This is a genomic window from bacterium (assembly GCA_035945995.1).
In the GTDB taxonomy this organism is placed as follows: domain Bacteria; phylum Sysuimicrobiota; class Sysuimicrobiia; order Sysuimicrobiales; family Segetimicrobiaceae; genus DASSJF01.
The window spans coordinates 1-15,855 of the sequence record DASYZR010000069.1 but is presented as its reverse complement, the minus strand read 5'-3'; the positions used below and the strand labels follow the sequence as shown (position 1 = coordinate 15,855).

The window sequence follows — 15,855 nt, the reverse complement described above, 5'->3', positions numbered from 1 at the left end:
GTCGACCGCATGCTGATCGCGGCGCGGAGCGAAGCCGACGAGAAGAAGCGGATCGCAGCGTACCACGAGATCCAGGCCGTGCTCGCCAAGGATGTGCCGGTGATCTATCTCTACTACCCGCCGGAACTCCAGGCGCTCAATACGCGCACGCAGGGGCTGCCGCTGATCGGCTACCGCGACGCGCTGACGTGGATGACGAAGGTGTGGGTCCGCTCCTGACCCCGTCTAGCGAGGGGCAGGCCCCGACTGGCGCCCCATCTGGCGCGGGGCAGGCGGGGCCCGCGGCGGCGGCCTGAGCCGCCGGGCCGCGGGCCCCGGATACTATCTCGATGACCGGATACGTGCTGCGCCGGCTCGCGCAGGCGGTGGTGCTGCTCTGGATCGTGAGCGTCATCACCTTCGTCCTGATTCACACCGCTCCCGGCGGGCCGGCGATGCTCCAGAATCCCGACCTCGGCCGCGAGCAACTCGCCCGATTCCGCGCCAACCTCGGCCTCGACGACCCGCTGCCGGTGCAGTATCTTCGGTGGCTCCGCGGGGCGGCGCGGGGCGATTTCGGCCGCAGCTACAACACCGTCGAACCGGTGGTGGGGCTCGTCGGGACGCGGCTGCCGAACACGCTGCTGCTGACCGGCGTTGCACTGGGGTCGGCGCTCGCGCTGGCGATTCCGCTCGGCGTGCTCAGCGCCACCCACCGCAACACGCTCGTGGACCGCGCGATCGCCGGCGTGAGCTTCATGGGCATCTCCACGCCGGTTTTCTGGTTCGCCATCATCCTCATCGTCGTGTTCTCGGTGCAGCTGCGGATGCTGCCGGCCGGCGGGATGTATCAGATCGGCGCGCACTTTTCCGTGGGCGACCGGATCCGGCACCTCCTGATGCCCGTCTTCGTGTTGACGCTCGCCAACCTCGCCGAGGTGACCCGCTACACCCGCTCGGCGATGATCGGGGCGCTCGGCGAGGACTACGTCCGGACCGCGCACGCGAAGGGGCTGGCCCGCGGCACGGTGCTCTTCCGGCACGCGCTCCGGAACGCGCTCATCCCAGTAATCACGATCGTCGGCGTCTACCTCCCGCGGGCGGTCAGCGCGACGGCGATCACCGAGACCGTGTTTTCCTGGCCGGGGATGGGGCAGCTGGCCGTGCAGTCGGCCGCCACACGAGATTATCCAGTGGTGCTGGGGGCGACGCTTGCCGTCGCGGTGTTCGCGGTCGCGAGCAGCCTCTTGACCGACTTGGCGTACGGCTACGCCGACCCGCGAATCCGGCTCGGATGAGCGATGGCGACGCGCTCGCTCCCCCGCAGCGATGTCGCCGGCGCCCCGGCCGCGCGGCCCATCCGGCGGCCGGCGTGGCGGCGCTTTCGGACGAACGGCACCGCGATCGCGTCGGCGCTCTTCCTGCTGCTGATGTACACGATCGCGGCCGCCGGCCCGCTCATCAGTCCCTACGCCCCCAACGCCGTCGACATCATGAACACCAACGCGCGGCCGTCGCCAGCGCACTGGCTCGGCACCGACGAGAACGGGCGCGACGTCCTCGCACGGGTCATCGCCGGGGCGCGGACGACCATGACCGTCGGCCTCATCGCGATGGTCATCGCCGTCGCCATCGGCGCCTGCGTCGGCAGCCTCGGCGGATACTTCGGCGGATGGGTGGACAGCGTCCTGATGCGCTTTACGGACGGGATGATGGCGATCCCCTACTTTTTCCTGGTGCTGATCGTCGTCGCGGTCTTCGGGTCCAGTTTCCGGAACATCCTGGTCGTGATCGGCCTGACGAGCTGGATGGTGGTCGCGCGCATTGTCCGCGGGGACGTGCTGCGCTACCGCGGGCTGGACTTCGTGGTCGCCGCGCGGGCCGTCGGCGCGCGCACCGCGCGCATCCTCGTCCGGCACATCGTCCCCCAGGCGGTGCCGTCGATCATCGTGGCGGCCACGTTCGGCGTCGCGAACGCGATTCTGCTCGAATCGGCCCTGAGCTACCTGGGGCTGGGGATCCAGGCGCCGCAGGCGAGCTGGGGCAACATGCTGAGCAACGCCCAGGCCTACGTGTGGGAGAATCCGCTGCTGCCCGTCTATCCCGGATTCCTGATCCTGTTCACGGTGCTGGCCTACAACTTTCTCGGAGATGCGCTGCGCGACGCGCTCGACCCCAGGTATCGGGAGAGCGACCTCTAGGGCCGGTCGCGTGGGCGGACAGATCGACACGCAGAGGAGGCGGAACACGAGATGAGTCGCACAGCGGACATCACGGGATGGACCGACGCCGCGCTCGAGGGGCGGCTGCTCGACGGCGTCTCGCTCAAGGTCCCGTGGCGGGTCGTCGAAGATTTTTCCAAACTGACGCGCCTGTCCGGGTCGCCGGAGGAGCGGCGCGCGTTCGAGATCCTGATGCGGCACCTCGAGAAGTGGGGCGTGCCGCACCGGCTGCATGAGCCCCTGTGCTTCATCTCGATCCCCGGCCCGGCGGCGGTCAAGTGCAACGAGGTGACGTACCGGGCCAAGACGCCGGCGATGTCGGTGTCGACCGGAGGAGACGATGTGACGGGTGAGCTCGTCTACGTCCGGGGAGCCGGCGCGGACAGCGCCGCCGACGTGTTCTCGGCGGGCGTGGAGTTCGGGGGCGCGCGCGTCGAGGGCAAGATCGTCCTCACCGAGGGCATGGCCTCGCCCGGGAAGGTGCGGGACCTGATGACGGCCGGGGCGCTCGCCGGCATCTTCATCAATCCCGGTGAGAACATCCACGAGGGCATCTGCACGACGATCTGGGGCACGCCCGACCTCGACGCCGCCCCGCGGCAGCCCTCGCTGCCCGTGGTCGCGGTCAACCGGCCCGACGGCGCGGCGCTGATACGCGCCGCGCAGCAGGGCGCGCGCGCGGCGGTCGCGACCCGGCTCGACACGGGATGGCGCACGATCCCGGTGCTCGTGGCGGAGATTCCCGGCCGGCAGGCGCCCGGGGAGTTCGTGCTGCTGCACGGGCATCTCGACGGCTGGCACTTCGGTGTCGGCGACAATGCCACGGGCGACGCGACCCTGCTGGAGCTGGCGCGGGTCTTTTGGCGGCACCGCCGCCGGCTCGCGCGCACGCTGCGAATCGCCTGGTGGTCCGGCCACTCCCACGGGCGCTACGCCGGCTCCACCTGGTACAGTGACACCCACGCGCTCGATCTCGCGCGGCATTGCGTGGCGCAGGTGAACTGCGACTCACCGGGCTGCCGGTGGGCGACGACGTTCAATCACCTGACCGCGATGAGCGAGACGGTACCCCTCGTAGACGCGGCGATCCGTGCGACGACGGGCATCACGCCCCAGCCCGAGCGGCCGCCGCGGGCCGGCGACTACTCGTTCAACGACATCGGCCTGTCGTCGTTCTACATGCTCAGCTCGACGATGTCGGAAGAAGACCGGGCCGCGAAGGGGTACTACGCGGTGGGCGGATGCGGCGGCAACATCGCCTGGCACACCGAGGACGATCTGATGGAGATCGCGGACAAGGACAACCTGCTCCGCGACATGCGGGTCTACGCGGCGTCGGTGTTGCGGGTGCTCCAGGCGTCGCTGCACCCGCTCGACTGGACCCAAACCGCGGCCGAGTTTCGAGGCACCCTCGAACGGTACGAACGGGCGGCGGGGGATCTCTTTGATTTCGGACCGGCGCGCGCGGCCCTCGACGCCTTCCAGGGCGCGCTCGACACGTTCTACGCCGGGGCCCCGGCCCGGGGCACCGCGCGCACCGCCGCGGTGCGCCGCTTCAACGCCGCCCAGCGCCGACTGGGCCGCCTGCTGATCCCGGTGAATTACAGTCGCATGCCGGCGTTCTGGCACGATCCCGCGGTCAACGTGCCGGCGCTGCCGGACCTTGCGCCGGCGCTCGGTGCGGCGCAGGCGGCCGGCAACACGGCACAGCAGGGCATCTTGCGGGCGCACCTGACACGCGGGCAGAACCGTCTTGCCTGGGCGCTGGAACAGGCGCGGGAAACGGTCGGGGGCTGACCGGTCGTTACGAGAGGGTCGCCAGGCAGCCTTCGACGATCCGGCAGGCCGCGCACCGCGTCGAGCACCGCCGTTCGCCGGCGGACGAGATCGACGCGGGAGAAATGTACGGGTCGTGGACGATGATGCGGGCGCGGTAGCCGAAGGCGCGGAGTTGTTCCTCGACGTAACCGGCCGCGCTCCGTTCCTCGGCGCTGCCGGAGAGCCGTGGGGGGGAGTTGCCGAGTGTATTCGACCAGGTTCGATTGCGAGATCGCGCTCACGTCGAGCGCTACGGCAGGACCACCGGCTGGGTCGCATACGCCGGCGGCCACACGAGCGCCCGCGTGTTCGGCGCGACCCACTCCCAGACCACGCTGGCGGCCCGTAGATTTTCTCCGGCGGCCGGCGTGCCGGGCGCGCCGAACGCCAGGCCGGCGCCGTTGGGGAGCGCGCCGGCGGGAAGGGCCGCCCGCCGGGCGGCGGAGGCGACCGCGGCCGGAGACAGATTTGCTGGGCGGGGCAGGACGCCCTGGAAGAGCGCCAGGCCGCCGGCAAAGCCGGACAGCGCCGGTTCCCACAGCGGATGTCCGTACCGCTGCCGGAACTGCTGCCGGGCCCAGAGCAAGGCCTGCGCCGCCTGCGGGGCGAGCGCGCGCGTCGGGAGGAGATCACCGGTCTTGTCGGAGGAGAACACGCCGACGGCGCCGGCTCCGAGCCGCCGGCCGAACTCGGGCATGATGTAGGCCGAGCATCCGCCGATGTTGACGGCCAGCGGCACGTGCCGGCGCAGGATCGCCTGCCGGAGCGCGACGGCGTTTTCCATATACCCGGCCACGATCAACACGTCGCTGCGCGCCGCGCCGATGCGTCCGGCCAGGGCTCCATAGTCCGCGTGCCACGCATCGTACGGCAGGACGGCCGCGAGCGGCAGTCCGGATCGCCGGATCTCCGCAATCTCCCCCTGCGCCTCCGCCCGGCCGAACGCATCGTCCACGTAGGCGACGGTGTACCGGAGGGGGCGCGCATGACGGAGGCGCGGGGCGAGTTGGTCGCGCACAAAGGCCACGGCCTGCCGGCCGAGGACCGCGCCGCTCGGGGCGACGCGGAAGAAGTGCACGCCCGGCGCCGCGTGCGCGGCGATGTCTCCGACGGCACCCGTCTCCCAGTAGACGAGCCCCAGCCGCGCCGCCGTCTCGGCGGCGGGACGCGCGATGACGCTGCCGTAGGTGCCCACGACCGTCGTCACGCCGCCCTCCGCGAGCTGCTCGACGGCCGAGGGGGCGGCATCCGACGATGCGGCGGACGCCAAACGGATCTCCACCGAGCGCCCCGCCACGCCCCCGTGCAGGTTGACGTACTCCGCCGCCAACAGGAGTCCGCGGTACTCGTCGGTCCCTCCGCCCGGCGCGGCCTGCGGGCCGTCCGTCGGGTAGACCGCGCCCACGATGATGGGCCGCCCCTGGCCGCCCGCCGGCATGCCCGCGACCAGCGCCACGAGCAGTACCACCGGCAACACGCGTCGCATCATCCGCTCACCTCACCACGGAAGGGTTTGATATCGGACGCCGTCCCTGTCCGCCTCCGGGATATGTTACACTACGAACCAGACGGCAGCGTTGATCCGCTCCGCGTCGAGGCGGGATCATGGCCACGGCGGCCGGGTTTTCAACGCGTGGTACTTTCGCATGATGGCCCACGGGGACGCCTCGCCGCGCCCCGTCCGGGTCGAGGTCATCGCCTACGCCCCGACCGCCTTCTATCACTGCCAGCACTGCGAAGTGGCCTTCGACGAAGCCGGGTTGGGCCGGCCCATCCGCGACGAGCAGCTGCCGGACGATCTTCTGCACGAGTACCAGGCAATGTCCGATTGGGTGCGTGTTGACCGATACGCATGGTCCGGTGTTGCCGGTGTTGGTGTTCCCAAAATGAGCGGGTCCGCGGCGCGCGAGCGCCGCGGACCCAACGGGCGGTCCTTCTCGTGACTACGTTACTGAACGATCAGGTGCCCGGTTGCCCACATTGCGATTCCGGCGAGCAGAAGCAGCGCAAGCAACATTGTTCTACCTCCTCTCGCTCCACCCACACCTATCTTTCCCTGTTGTGGGGCGAACGTATTCTGCGAAAGTTGTGAAGATAGGGCCGCCCCCGGCGCGCCCTGCGTGAAATGCGGTGTGGTTCGGGCCGGCGTGGGTCCTGGGCCCGCGCGTTCGCGCCCGCCCGGAGATCGCCTACGGGCTCGAGGCGGCGAACACCCCGAGCCGGTCGCTGTGGGCGAGGTTCTCCTGCGAGCCGGTGAAGACGGTCGTGGCGAGGCGGGTCCAGGTCCGCGTGCCGATCACGCCCGCAGGGAGCGTCACCGTGGCCTGGAGGTCGTCCGTGGAGAACTCGGCGGCGACCGATCCTCCGGCGCCGAGCGGCACCTGGCCGGTGTAGGGCTGGGGCGCGTCGTTGTCGCTCTGACGGCCGGCCGGCGGGCGCACCCAGCGGTAGGGCGGCTGCGGCACGAGACGGTCGAACACTATCCGGCCGTGCGGCGGATGCGGGGCGACCGTGGCGCTCACGACGTAGGCGACCGCCAGGGCCAGCCCGGCGAGCAGGCGGGCCCCGCGCATGCGGCTCGTGACCGACGTTGCGCGCACCATCCCAGGTTGGCACCGGAGACCGGTGCTTCCTCTCCACCCGGAAGGAGTGACATCCGCCTCTCGCGGAAGCGTCACGTTTATGACGATACGATTCGCACGCCCGTCATACGCGCTGTTGCCCTGGCCGGTTCTGTTCGGGAGCCTGGCGCTGGTCGCCGTGGCCGGCGCCGCGGATGCGGCCGCCAAGAGCCCGGCGCACCCGGTCGCGGTCATCCACACGACGGCCGGCGACCTCCGGTGCGAGCTCTTCCCCGATCGGGCGCCGAAGGCGGCGAGCAACTTCATCGGTCTCGCGACCGGCAAGAAGGACTGGATCGACCCCCGCACGGGCAAGCCGCAGCACAATCGTCCCTTCTACGACGGGGTCATTTTCCACCGCGTCATTCCCGAATTCATGATTCAGGGCGGCGATCCGCTCGGCACCGGCACCGGCGGACCGGGCTACCGCTTCGACGACGAACTGCACGCCGATCTGCTTTTCGACCGGCCCGGGCGCCTCGCGATGGCCAACGCCGGCCCGAACACGAACGGCTCGCAGTTCTTCATCACGGAAGGTCCTCAGCCGGGGCTCAATCCGTGCCTGGACGAGGGCGGGTGCCGGCGCGGGTCGCAGATCGTGCCGAAGGGCACGGGCTACACGATCTTCGGGCAGTGCGACGCGCGCTCGGTGGAACTGGTGAAACGGATCGCCCGGATGCCGCGGGACGTGAACGACCGCCCGCTGCACCCGGTCAAGATCACGCACATCGACGTCGCCGGCGCGCCGAAGCCGTAGCCGGCGGGGCGGGGCCGTGGCGCAGCGGGTCGTCATCGTCGGCGGCGGGGTCATCGGAAGCTCGATCGCCTATTTCCTCGGGAGCCACCCGCGGTTTCGCGGCGACGTGGTCGTGATCGAACGGGATCCGGGTTACCGGTACGCGTCGTCGGCGCTTTCGGCGAGTGCGATCCGCCAGCAGTTCTCCACGCCGGTGAACATCGAGATCTCCCGCTTCGGGATCGAATTTCTCCGCCGGGTCGGCGCGCATCTCGGCACCGGCGACGAGCATCCCGACGTCGGCCTGATCGAGCCCGGCTACCTCTTCCTCGCGACGCCGGCCGGCGTGACCATCCTCGAGCGCAACCACCGTCTCCAGCGCGCCCACGGCGTGGACGTGGCGCTGCTCACCCCGCCGGAGCTCGGCGGACGGTTCCCCTGGATGAACGTCGAGGGAATCGCGGCCGCGTCACTCGGCCTCTCCGGCGAGGGCTGGTTCGACGGCTATGCGCTGCTGCAGGCCTTCCGCCGCAAGGCCCAGGCGCTCGGCGCGGCGTACGTGCCGCAGGCCGTCACGGGATTTGCGCGGGAGGGCCGCCGGGTCGCCGCGGCGATCCTCGGCGACGGGTCGGCGGTCGCGGCGGACGTCGTCGTCAATGCCGCCGGGCCATGGGCCGGGCACGTCGCGGCGATGCTCGACGTCGACCTCCCGGTCCGGGCGCGCCGGCGGAGCGTTTTTGTCTTCGCCTGCCGCGCGGCGCTGCCCGGCTGTCCGCTGGTGATCGATCCGTCGGGCGTGTGGTTCCGGGCCGACGGGCCGAACTTCCTCACCGGCACCTCGCCCCGCGGGGGGGAGCCCGATCCAGACGACGCGCCGCTCGAGGTCGACGAGCGGCTGTTCTCCGACACGATCTGGCCGGTGCTGGCGTCCCGCGTGCCGGCCTTCGAGGCCGTCAAGGTCCTGAAGAGCTGGGCCGGATACTACGCGCTCAACACCTTCGATCACAACGCCATCATCGGTCCGCACCCGTCCCTCGACAACGTGCTCTTCGCCAACGGGTTCAGCGGGCACGGACTGCAACAGTCGCCGGCCGTGGGCCGCGGGCTCGCGGAGTGGATCGTCGAGGGCGGCTACCGCAGTCTGGATCTCACGCCGCTTGCCGCGGCGCGCCTCGTCGAAGGGCGGCGTCTCGTCGAACTCAACGTCATCTAGCGGAACGCTACGCGCGCTCCTCCGCGCGGCGGGCCGGCGCGTTCCGGACCGGCTCGATGGCGGCCTCGCGCACCGGCGGCGCCTGCTCGAGCCCGACGCGGCCGATCGCGATTTCGGCGACGAAGTAATTTTCGCCGCGCACCGGTGCCCCGGCCAGCCGGCGTCGGGTGGCGATCTGGCCCACGTGCGTGAGCGCGTCCGCGATCGGGCCCTGGAACAGGCGCTCCGGGGGAGCGTGAAGGGGGGCGAGCGACGCGAGATACGCGTCGAGCGCCGCGAGCGCGCCGAAGAACCGGTCGACTTCCGCGTCCCACGGCCGGGGCGCGGACCCGGGCCATGTCTGCCGCCCCTGGGCGAGCGAGAGCGCCCATTCCATGAGATCGCCCATGTGCGCGAGAATCTGCGCGGGCGTCATCGCGGTCGGCTCGGCGAGTCGCAGGTCCCCGAAACCGGGCGGGGCGCCGCGCACCGCTTTGCCGGCCCGGTAGGCCAGCGTCGCCAGGCAGTGCCGGAGCCACCTGCGTCCTTCGTCGGATGGCGCGGGATTCGTCGTCATGGCGTTGACGTCGCCTCCGTGGGCCGCGCCGCTCTGGGGCGGCTGAGGGTGTCGCGCAGCGCCTGCACGATGCCGCCGGGCAGCGCGAGGACGATGGCGATGAAGAGCACGCCGAAGATGAGAAGATGCAGTTCGCCCAGCCTGAGCGCGAGCGATTCGCGAAGCGCCAGGAACACCACGGCGCCGACGATGGGGCCGGCCACCGTGCCGACGCCGCCGAGGTAGACGATCAGCAGCGGGTCGAAGGTCCACAGCGGACTGAACAGAAAGCTCGGGTAGAAGCCGACGTGGTAGAAGGCAAAGCCCCCGCCCACGGCACCGGCGAGCGCGCTGCTGAGGATGAACGCCGACAGCGTGTGGCCGTACGCACCGACGCCGACACTCTCCGCCACGGCCTCGTCCTCCCGCACGGCGACCAGTCCGCGGCCGAAGCGTGAGTGCGCGATCCAGGCTGCGGCGGCCGTCGTCGCGACCGCCACGCCGAGCGCCAGGTAGTAACGCGGCGCGAGCGTGTACGCGGCCAGCGCCTGCGGCGGCAGGGCGGCGATGTCGGGCAGGACGTTGCCCACCGTGATGCGGAGGATCTCCGCCGCGGCCAGGGTCCCGATCGCGAAGTAGGGGCCGCGCAGCCGCAACGCGGGTGCGCCGATCACGACCCCGGTCGCGGCGGCGGCGACCGTCCCGGCCCCCACCGCCCAGGCAATCGGGACGCCGCCGGTCCACAAGAGGCGCGTTGTGAGCGCGCCGACGCCGAAGAACGCGGCGTGGCCGAGGTTCACCTGTCCGCCGAAGCCGCCGAGCACGTTCCACGACTGGGCCAGCGCCGCGTAGAGCCAGACCAGCAAGACCCAGGACAGCAGGGCCCGATCCTGTGTGATCGCGGGCAACGCCGCGGCGGCGATCAGTGCGGCGGTCCCGACGGCCGCGGCCGGCAGCCCGCGCCGGGTCACGGCGCTCCGCGCGCGAACAGGCCCTGCGGCCGGATCGCGAGCACGACCAGGAACAGCACGAGTCCGATGATTTCCCGGTAGGCGTTGCCGAGCAGAACGCCGCTTATGGATTCCGCGACCCCGAGGCCGAGTCCCGCCACGAATGCGCCGGCCACACTGCCCAGCCCGCCCAGCACCACCACGATGAGCGCCGTGAGCGTCCAGGCCAGGCCGATCGACGGGCTGATGGCGTCGGTCACCGTCGCCAGCGTGCCGGCGACGCCGGCGAGCGCGCTGCCGAGGCCGAAGGCCGACAGGAACACGGCCGGGACCGGGATGCCGGCCAGCGCGGCCGCGTCGACGTCGTCCGCCGTGGCGCGGACGGCCTTGCCGGGATACGTGTGGTGGAGGAACAGATGAAGCAGGGCGACGGCGACGAACGCCACGGCGAGCGCCCCGAGCCGCGACAACGGGACGACGACGCCGGCGACCGCCAGGACGTGCCCGGCGTAGGCCGTGGTCACGGCCCGCTCGTCGCCGGTCCACGCCGCGAGGGCCAGGGTCTGCAGCACGAGCGCGAGCCCGAAGCCGATCAGGATCGAGCTCTTGAGCTTCGTGACCTCCGCCGCACGAAGCAGGCGGCTGAACAGCACCCGGTAGAGGAGGATCCCGACGAGGAACAGGGCGGCGCCGCTCGGCACGACGGAGAGGAACGGGTCCACGCGCCAGAGGGTGAAGAGCCAGAAGGCCGCGTAGCCGCCCAGCATGAGCAGTTCGCCGTGGGCGACATTGAGGATCTTCAGGACACCGAACACCACGGTCAGGCCGACCGCGGCCAGGCCGTACAGCGCGCCGACGAGCAGACCAAAGACCGCGCTCTGGGCGAGCATCAGGCCTCCGCTTCCGGGCGCGCCGCGCCCGCCTCGTCGGGGGCGCCGAGATAGACCTCAACCACGCCGGCGTGCTCGAGGACCTCGTGCGGCCGCCCCTCGGCGATGGTGCGGCCGGCGTTGAGCACGACGGCACGATCGCACAGGTCCCGCATCGCTCCGACGTTGTGCTCGACGATCACGATCGTGATGCCGCCGGCGCGAATCCGCCGGAGCAGTACGAGCAGGGCCGCGACCTCCGTGGAATTCAGGCCCGCGGCGGGTTCATCCAGCAGGAGTAGGCGCGGGCTCACGGCGAGCGCGCGGGCGACCTCGAGGGTCTTGCGCTCCGCCAGCGTTAGGGTGCCGGCCGGGCGATCCGCCTTGGCGGCCAGTCCGACGAACTCGAGGCACTCGAGCGCCTCGGCGCGGGCGCCGGCCATGTCGCCTGCGCGGACGTGCCCGTAGAGGCGCGCGACGAGGACGTTGTCGAGCACCGCGAGACCGGACAAGGCGCGGACGAGCTGAAATGTCCGCGCGATGCCGAGCGCGGCCCGCCGGTGCGGCGCAAACCCGGTGACGTCGCGGCCGTCAAAATAGACCGCGCCGCGGTCGGGCGCGAGCGTCCCCGCGATCAGGTTGAAAGCCGTCGTCTTGCCCGAGCCGTTCGGACCAAGCAGGCCGAGAATTTCTCCCGCGCGAACGGCGAACGACAGATCCTCGACTGCGCGCAGGCCGCCGAAGGTCTTGGCGAGGCCGCGCGCTTCGAGCAGGTCGCGGCGGTTATCGGGCACGCCAGGGTGGCGCAGGATAGACCAACGGCACCCCGCCCAGATCTTTGGGCCACACGAGTTGCTGCTGACCGTGCTGCCACTGCACGAACACGGTGGTGACGATGCCGGTGCCGTCCGGTTGAAACCGCACCGGGCCCATCACGGTCGGCATATTTGTCGTGGCCATCGCGTCCCTGACCGCGGCCGCATCGAGCCGGCCCGCCCGCTCGATCGCGTTGGCGACGATCTGGACGCAGGCGTACGACGGGCCGACGAGGACATCCGCCGGGCGGTGGAACCGCTGCTCGTGCTCGGCGTTGAGGGCCGCGACACCGGGATACTTGACATCGTGATGCCAGCCCGGGGCGAGGAGCACGTCGTCGCCGTCCTTGCCGAGCGCCTTCGCCCAGCTCACGGCGTCGGCGGCACGGATCATCACCACGGCCTTGGGATTGAAATCGAGTTCCTTCATCTGCCGCATGAGCGCGATGCCGTCGGGTGGGTTCGGGAGCGCGAACACGGCGTCCGCCCCGGCGCTCTTGGCCCGCAGGATGATGTCCGAGAAGTCCCGGGACAGCGGCGTGTACTGGGCCCGGAGAACGATCTGGTAGCCGTTCTCGCGCGACCGCGCCGTCCAGACGTCGCCCATTTCGCGGCCCCAGTCGGTCCGCTCCTGAAAGATCGCGACTCGCCGCGGCCGCTGGTCCGCGGCGATGCCGGCGTTGAGCAGCCGGTACGTTTCGCGTCCGAGGTCGGGGGACTTCGGGAAGGGCGAGAACAGGTACCGGAACCCGTGCTCGTGAATCGCGTGGAGCGCGAAAGCCACGCCGCAGTACGGAATCTTGTCTTTCTCGGCGACCGGCGCCGCCGCCGCGTGGAGGTCGCTCGCGAACCCGCCGAGCAGCGCGACGGGACCCTGGCCGGCCAGCGTCTCCAGCCGGCTGACGGTCTTGGTGGGGTCGGACTCGTCGTCGAGGATCGACAGTTGGAGTTGCGCGCGCCCTCCGCCGACCCGGACGCCGCCGGCTCTGTTGAGATCGTCCACCGCGATCTCGTATCCGGCGCGGACCTGTGCGCCGCCGGAGGCATACCGGCCGGTCAACGGGATGACGCTGCCGAGCTTGACCACGGCCGCCGGAGCGCCGATGGAGCCCGACGCCGGGAGCCCGACGACGAGCGCCGCGATCGCAAGCGCAGCCCCAAGACTCCGCATGAGCATGCCACCCCCCACGTTGTCTCGCCGCCGACCTCCCGTGCGGTGCCCGGCTTCAGTGCCAGACGTCGTGCGCGGTCTCCGCCACGAGGCGGAGTTTGGCCCACTGATCGTCTTCGTTGATCAAATTTCCTTCCATCGTCGAGGCGAACCCGCACTGCGGGCTCAACGCCAGATGCTCGAGCGGGACGTACCGGGCGGCTTCATCGATCCGCCGCCTGAGGTCCGGCTTCGCCTCGAGCCGGGGACGCTTGCTGCTGACGAGGCCGAGGACCACGGTCTTGCCGCGCGGCACGAACCGCAGCGGTTCGAATGTCCCCGACCGCTCATCGTCGTATTCCAGCAGAAACCGGTCGACGGCGAGACCGCCGAACAACTGCTCGGCGATGAGGTCGTAGCCGCCTTCGGCATACCATTGGCTGCGGTTGTTGCCCCGGCACAGGTGGATCGCGAGCGTCACACCGTCCCGGCGGGCGCCGTCCAGGGAGGCGTTGTCGGCACGCACCGCCTCTTCGAGCGCGGCCTCCGGCTCGACGTCCATCTCCCGGCGGATGTAGTCCCGCCACTTCGGATCGACGTAGTAACTGTACCGCGGGGCGTCGATCTGGACGTAGCGGACGCCGCCGGCGACGAGGGCGCGGATCTCGGCGTTGATGATCGGCACGATGTCCCACAGCAGCGCGGAGTGGTTCGGATAGACGCGATCGGTCACGCCGCGTTTGAAGGCGATCGCCGGAAACTGGTTGGCGCTCGGCAGCGTCACCTTGAAGGGCCCGGGACTGTGGGCCGCGAGAAACGGCAGTTCGTGCGCGGTGAGCCGCCGGCGCTGGTGGAGCCGCGCCGTGGCGATCCCCGTGACACTGCTCACGGCCGCCACGCTTGCCCCGCCGCCGGCCCACATCCGGGCGACGGCATCGCCGGTATCGAACCCTTCGACCGCGTCGAGGAGGTCGCTCATGAAGTTCCGCCGGCGGAGTTCCCCATCGGTGAAGATGTCCATGCCGGCGTCGCGCTGGCGGTCCAGCACCCGGAGAATGTGCCGGTCTTCGATCTCCCGAAGCCGCTCCGGCGGTACCCGGGCGGCCCGGGCATCCAGGAGGTCCGGAGGCCGGAGCAGGCTCCCGACTTGGTCGGCCCGGGACGGTGTCGCCATCATGCGGCGGTCTTTGGCGTCACGTCCGGCCTCTCCTGCTGCGAGGGGGGAGGTCCCGGCACGCGCCGAACAGCCTGTACGGGTCGCCGGCGCGGCCGAGCGCGGCCGGCCCGGAGGACGACGATGAGCGAGACCCGGCCGTTGATCGCGCAACTGGCGCACGTGGAGATCCTGACCCCACGTCTCGACGAAAGCTGCTGGTTCTTCCACGATCTCTTGGGTCTCGAAGAGAGCGCGCGGGACGGGAGATCGGTCTACCTGCGGGCGTACGAAGACTTCTATCACCACACCTTGAAGCTGACCGAGGCCGCGGGCCCCGGGCTGGGGCACATCGCGTGGCGGACGCCGTCGGCCGAGGCCCTGCAGACGCTCGCGCGGCGCGTCGACGCGGAGGGGCTCGGCCGGGGCTGGAACGACGGCGACCGCGGCCACGGCCCCGCCTACCGGTTCCTCACCCCCGACGGCCACCCGATGGAGGCGCTCTGGGAGGTCGAGTATTACGCGGCGCCGGCGGGACAGCGGAGCCGGCTGCGGAACCGCCCGCAGCGGCGGCCGCTGCGGGGCGTGCCGGCGCGCCGCCTCGACCACGTCAACCTGATGGCGCGCAGCGTGCCCGAGGTGCGGCGCTTCTTCATGGACGTGCTGGGCTTCCGGCTGCGCGAGCAGAAGATCGGGGAGGGGCGCGTCGAGGTCGGCGCCTGGCTCAGCGTGAGCGCCCTCACCCATGAAATCGCCGTGATGCGCGACGGGACCGGCGCCGCCGCCCGGTTCCACCATCTTGCGTACTGGTACGCCCACCCGCAGCAACTTATCGACCTCGCCGATCTGTGCGCCGACTACGAGGTGCCGATCGAAGCGGGTCCCGGCAAGCACGGAACGACCCAGGGGTTGTTCATGTATGCGCGCGAGCCCGGCGGAACGCGCGTGGAGTTGTTTGGCGACGTCGGCTACCTCATCTTCGATCCGGAGTGGAAGACGGTCGTGTGGGACGTGGCCAACGAGGCGGATCTCGAGAAGAGCAGCATCTGGTTCGGCGGACGGCTGCCGGAAACATTTTATACGTACGGCACGCCGTCGCGGGTCGAAGCGGCGCGCTAGCGCCGCCCACCCCGGGAACGAGGAGGCCACACATGACCGTACCGGAACTCTCGTGGACGTCCGCGCGTGATCTCGCCGGTCTGATTCGCCGCGGTGAGGTCTCGCCCGTGGACGTTGTGGAGGCGGTCCTCGACCGGATCGACCGGATCAACCCCGCGATCAACGCGTACTGCACCGTGACCGCCGAGCAGGCCCGGGAGGCCGCGCGCGGGGCCGAGCAGGCCGTCGCGCGCGGCGCGGTTCTCGGACCGCTGCACGGCGTGCCGTTTTCGCTGAAGGACCTGACGCCGACGCGCGGGATCCGGACCACGATGGGCTCGAAAATCTTCGAGCATCAGGTGCCGGAGGAGGACGCGATTCTCGTCGGACGGCTGCGCGACGCCGGAGCGATCCTGCTCGGCAAGACCAACACGCCGGAGTTCGGATGCAAGCCGTTCACCGACAACCGGATCTTTGGAGCGACCCGCAACCCCTGGGCCCGAGACCGCTCGGCGGGCGGCTCGAGCGGCGGGGCGGCCGCCGCGGTGGCCGCCGGCCGGCCGGCGCATCGCGCAGCACTTGGACATGCTCCTCCCGACGTACGCGTTCAACTTCAGCGCGTACCCGGCCATCACGGTGCCGTGCGGTTTTACGGGCGAGGGGCTGCCGGTGGGGCTCCAGATCGTCGCGGGCTGG

Annotated in this window: 17 protein-coding genes; 9 read left to right on the top strand and 8 right to left on the bottom strand. The window is 70.9% G+C overall.

Annotation, left to right across the window (positions count from 1 at the left end; translation table 11 throughout):
* From VGZ23_07165 to VGZ23_07150, 4 genes are all read left to right on the top strand, one after another.
* Positions 1-219 (top strand): hypothetical protein (locus VGZ23_07165; protein HEV2357373.1); only part of this gene is annotated, 219 nt, incomplete at its 5' end.
* Between the two features lie 110 nt (positions 220-329).
* Entirely contained in the window at positions 330-1,277 is a 948-nt protein-coding gene (locus VGZ23_07160) for an ABC transporter permease (protein ID HEV2357372.1), read from the top strand.
* 3 nt (positions 1,278-1,280) lie between these two features.
* A complete protein-coding gene (locus VGZ23_07155) occupies positions 1,281-2,180 on the top strand; it encodes an ABC transporter permease (protein ID HEV2357371.1) in 900 nt (299 codons plus the stop codon).
* Positions 2,181-2,231: 51 nt separating this feature from the next.
* On the top strand, positions 2,232-3,998 hold the full coding sequence (locus tag VGZ23_07150; protein HEV2357370.1) for a M28 family peptidase: 1,767 nt from the start codon (positions 2,232-2,234) through the stop codon (positions 3,996-3,998).
* Between the two features lie 271 nt (positions 3,999-4,269).
* Here VGZ23_07150 and VGZ23_07145 read toward each other — a convergent pair whose 3' ends face one another.
* A complete protein-coding gene (locus VGZ23_07145; GenBank protein HEV2357369.1) occupies positions 4,270-5,508 on the bottom strand; it encodes an ABC transporter substrate-binding protein in 1,239 nt (412 codons plus the stop codon).
* Between the two features lie 157 nt (positions 5,509-5,665).
* Here VGZ23_07145 and VGZ23_07140 point away from each other — a divergent pair, with 157 nt between their 5' ends.
* Entirely contained in the window at positions 5,666-5,962 is a 297-nt protein-coding gene (locus VGZ23_07140) for a hypothetical protein (protein ID HEV2357368.1), read from the top strand.
* Between the two features lie 246 nt (positions 5,963-6,208).
* On the opposite strand, the gene VGZ23_07135 is transcribed toward VGZ23_07140, so the two are convergent.
* The gene (locus tag VGZ23_07135) at positions 6,209-6,622 is read right to left on the bottom strand and encodes a hypothetical protein (GenBank protein ID HEV2357367.1); all 414 of its coding nucleotides are present in this window, start codon (positions 6,620-6,622) and stop codon (positions 6,209-6,211) included.
* Between the two features lie 79 nt (positions 6,623-6,701).
* Between VGZ23_07135 and VGZ23_07130 the strand changes: the two genes are divergently transcribed.
* The gene (locus tag VGZ23_07130; GenBank protein HEV2357366.1) at positions 6,702-7,397 is read left to right on the top strand and encodes a peptidylprolyl isomerase; all 696 of its coding nucleotides are present in this window, start codon (positions 6,702-6,704) and stop codon (positions 7,395-7,397) included.
* A gap of 16 nt (positions 7,398-7,413) precedes the next feature.
* Complete coding sequence (locus tag VGZ23_07125; protein ID HEV2357365.1) at positions 7,414-8,589, top strand: FAD-binding oxidoreductase; 1,176 nt, start codon at positions 7,414-7,416, stop codon at positions 8,587-8,589.
* A 7-nt stretch (positions 8,590-8,596) separates the two neighbouring features.
* Here the strand turns inward: VGZ23_07125 and VGZ23_07120 are convergent, their stop codons facing one another.
* The 6 genes from VGZ23_07120 to VGZ23_07095 are packed head-to-tail and all read right to left on the bottom strand — an operon-like array spanning position 8,597 to position 14,085.
* Entirely contained in the window at positions 8,597-9,145 is a 549-nt protein-coding gene (locus tag VGZ23_07120; GenBank protein ID HEV2357364.1) for a hypothetical protein, read from the bottom strand.
* Positions 9,142-10,095 (bottom strand): branched-chain amino acid ABC transporter permease, encoded by a 954-nt coding sequence (locus tag VGZ23_07115; protein ID HEV2357363.1) that lies wholly within the window; start codon positions 10,093-10,095, stop codon positions 9,142-9,144. The genes VGZ23_07120 and VGZ23_07115 overlap by 4 nt, the downstream gene beginning before the upstream one ends.
* On the bottom strand, positions 10,092-10,964 hold the full coding sequence (locus VGZ23_07110; GenBank protein ID HEV2357362.1) for a branched-chain amino acid ABC transporter permease: 873 nt from the start codon (positions 10,962-10,964) through the stop codon (positions 10,092-10,094). The genes VGZ23_07115 and VGZ23_07110 overlap by 4 nt, the downstream gene beginning before the upstream one ends.
* On the bottom strand, positions 10,964-11,737 hold the full coding sequence (locus tag VGZ23_07105) for an ABC transporter ATP-binding protein (protein ID HEV2357361.1): 774 nt from the start codon (positions 11,735-11,737) through the stop codon (positions 10,964-10,966). The genes VGZ23_07110 and VGZ23_07105 overlap by 1 nt, the downstream gene beginning before the upstream one ends.
* Positions 11,727-12,929, bottom strand: a complete 1,203-nt coding sequence (locus VGZ23_07100) for an amino acid ABC transporter substrate-binding protein (GenBank protein ID HEV2357360.1) — start codon at positions 12,927-12,929, stop codon at positions 11,727-11,729. Before VGZ23_07100 ends, VGZ23_07105 begins: the two co-directional genes overlap by 11 nt.
* A gap of 55 nt (positions 12,930-12,984) precedes the next feature.
* Entirely contained in the window at positions 12,985-14,085 is a 1,101-nt protein-coding gene (locus tag VGZ23_07095) for a cobalamin-independent methionine synthase II family protein (GenBank protein HEV2357359.1), read from the bottom strand.
* 120 nt (positions 14,086-14,205) lie between these two features.
* Between VGZ23_07095 and VGZ23_07090 the strand changes: the two genes are divergently transcribed.
* Positions 14,206-15,180: a VOC family protein gene (locus VGZ23_07090; GenBank protein HEV2357358.1), complete on the top strand. Its 975-nt coding sequence runs from the start codon at positions 14,206-14,208 to the stop codon at positions 15,178-15,180.
* Positions 15,181-15,212: 32 nt separating this feature from the next.
* Positions 15,213-15,855: amidase (locus tag VGZ23_07085; protein ID HEV2357357.1), on the top strand; the 643-nt coding region annotated here is incomplete at its 3' end.

What these genes read in the sequence shown, in the direction of transcription:
- VGZ23_07090 (HEV2357358.1), top strand. Translation starts at nt 14,206, where the DNA reads ATGAGCGAGACCCGGCCGTTGATCGCGCAACTGGCGCACGTGGAGATC.
- VGZ23_07155 (HEV2357371.1), top strand. Translation starts at nt 1,281, where the DNA reads ATGGCGACGCGCTCGCTCCCCCGCAGCGATGTCGCCGGCGCCCCGGCC.
- VGZ23_07110 (HEV2357362.1), bottom strand. Translation starts at nt 10,964, where the DNA reads ATGCTCGCCCAGAGCGCGGTCTTTGGTCTGCTCGTCGGCGCGCTGTAC.
- VGZ23_07100 (HEV2357360.1), bottom strand. Translation starts at nt 12,929, where the DNA reads ATGCGGAGTCTTGGGGCTGCGCTTGCGATCGCGGCGCTCGTCGTCGGG.
- VGZ23_07120 (HEV2357364.1), bottom strand. Translation starts at nt 9,145, where the DNA reads ATGACGACGAATCCCGCGCCATCCGACGAAGGACGCAGGTGGCTCCGG.
- VGZ23_07160 (HEV2357372.1), top strand. Translation starts at nt 330, where the DNA reads ATGACCGGATACGTGCTGCGCCGGCTCGCGCAGGCGGTGGTGCTGCTC.
- VGZ23_07095 (HEV2357359.1), bottom strand. Translation starts at nt 14,085, where the DNA reads ATGATGGCGACACCGTCCCGGGCCGACCAAGTCGGGAGCCTGCTCCGG.
- VGZ23_07130 (HEV2357366.1), top strand. Translation starts at nt 6,702, where the DNA reads ATGACGATACGATTCGCACGCCCGTCATACGCGCTGTTGCCCTGGCCG.
- VGZ23_07145 (HEV2357369.1), bottom strand. Translation starts at nt 5,508, where the DNA reads ATGATGCGACGCGTGTTGCCGGTGGTACTGCTCGTGGCGCTGGTCGCG.
- VGZ23_07135 (HEV2357367.1), bottom strand. Translation starts at nt 6,622, where the DNA reads ATGGTGCGCGCAACGTCGGTCACGAGCCGCATGCGCGGGGCCCGCCTG.
- VGZ23_07140 (HEV2357368.1), top strand. Translation starts at nt 5,666, where the DNA reads ATGATGGCCCACGGGGACGCCTCGCCGCGCCCCGTCCGGGTCGAGGTC.
- VGZ23_07150 (HEV2357370.1), top strand. Translation starts at nt 2,232, where the DNA reads ATGAGTCGCACAGCGGACATCACGGGATGGACCGACGCCGCGCTCGAG.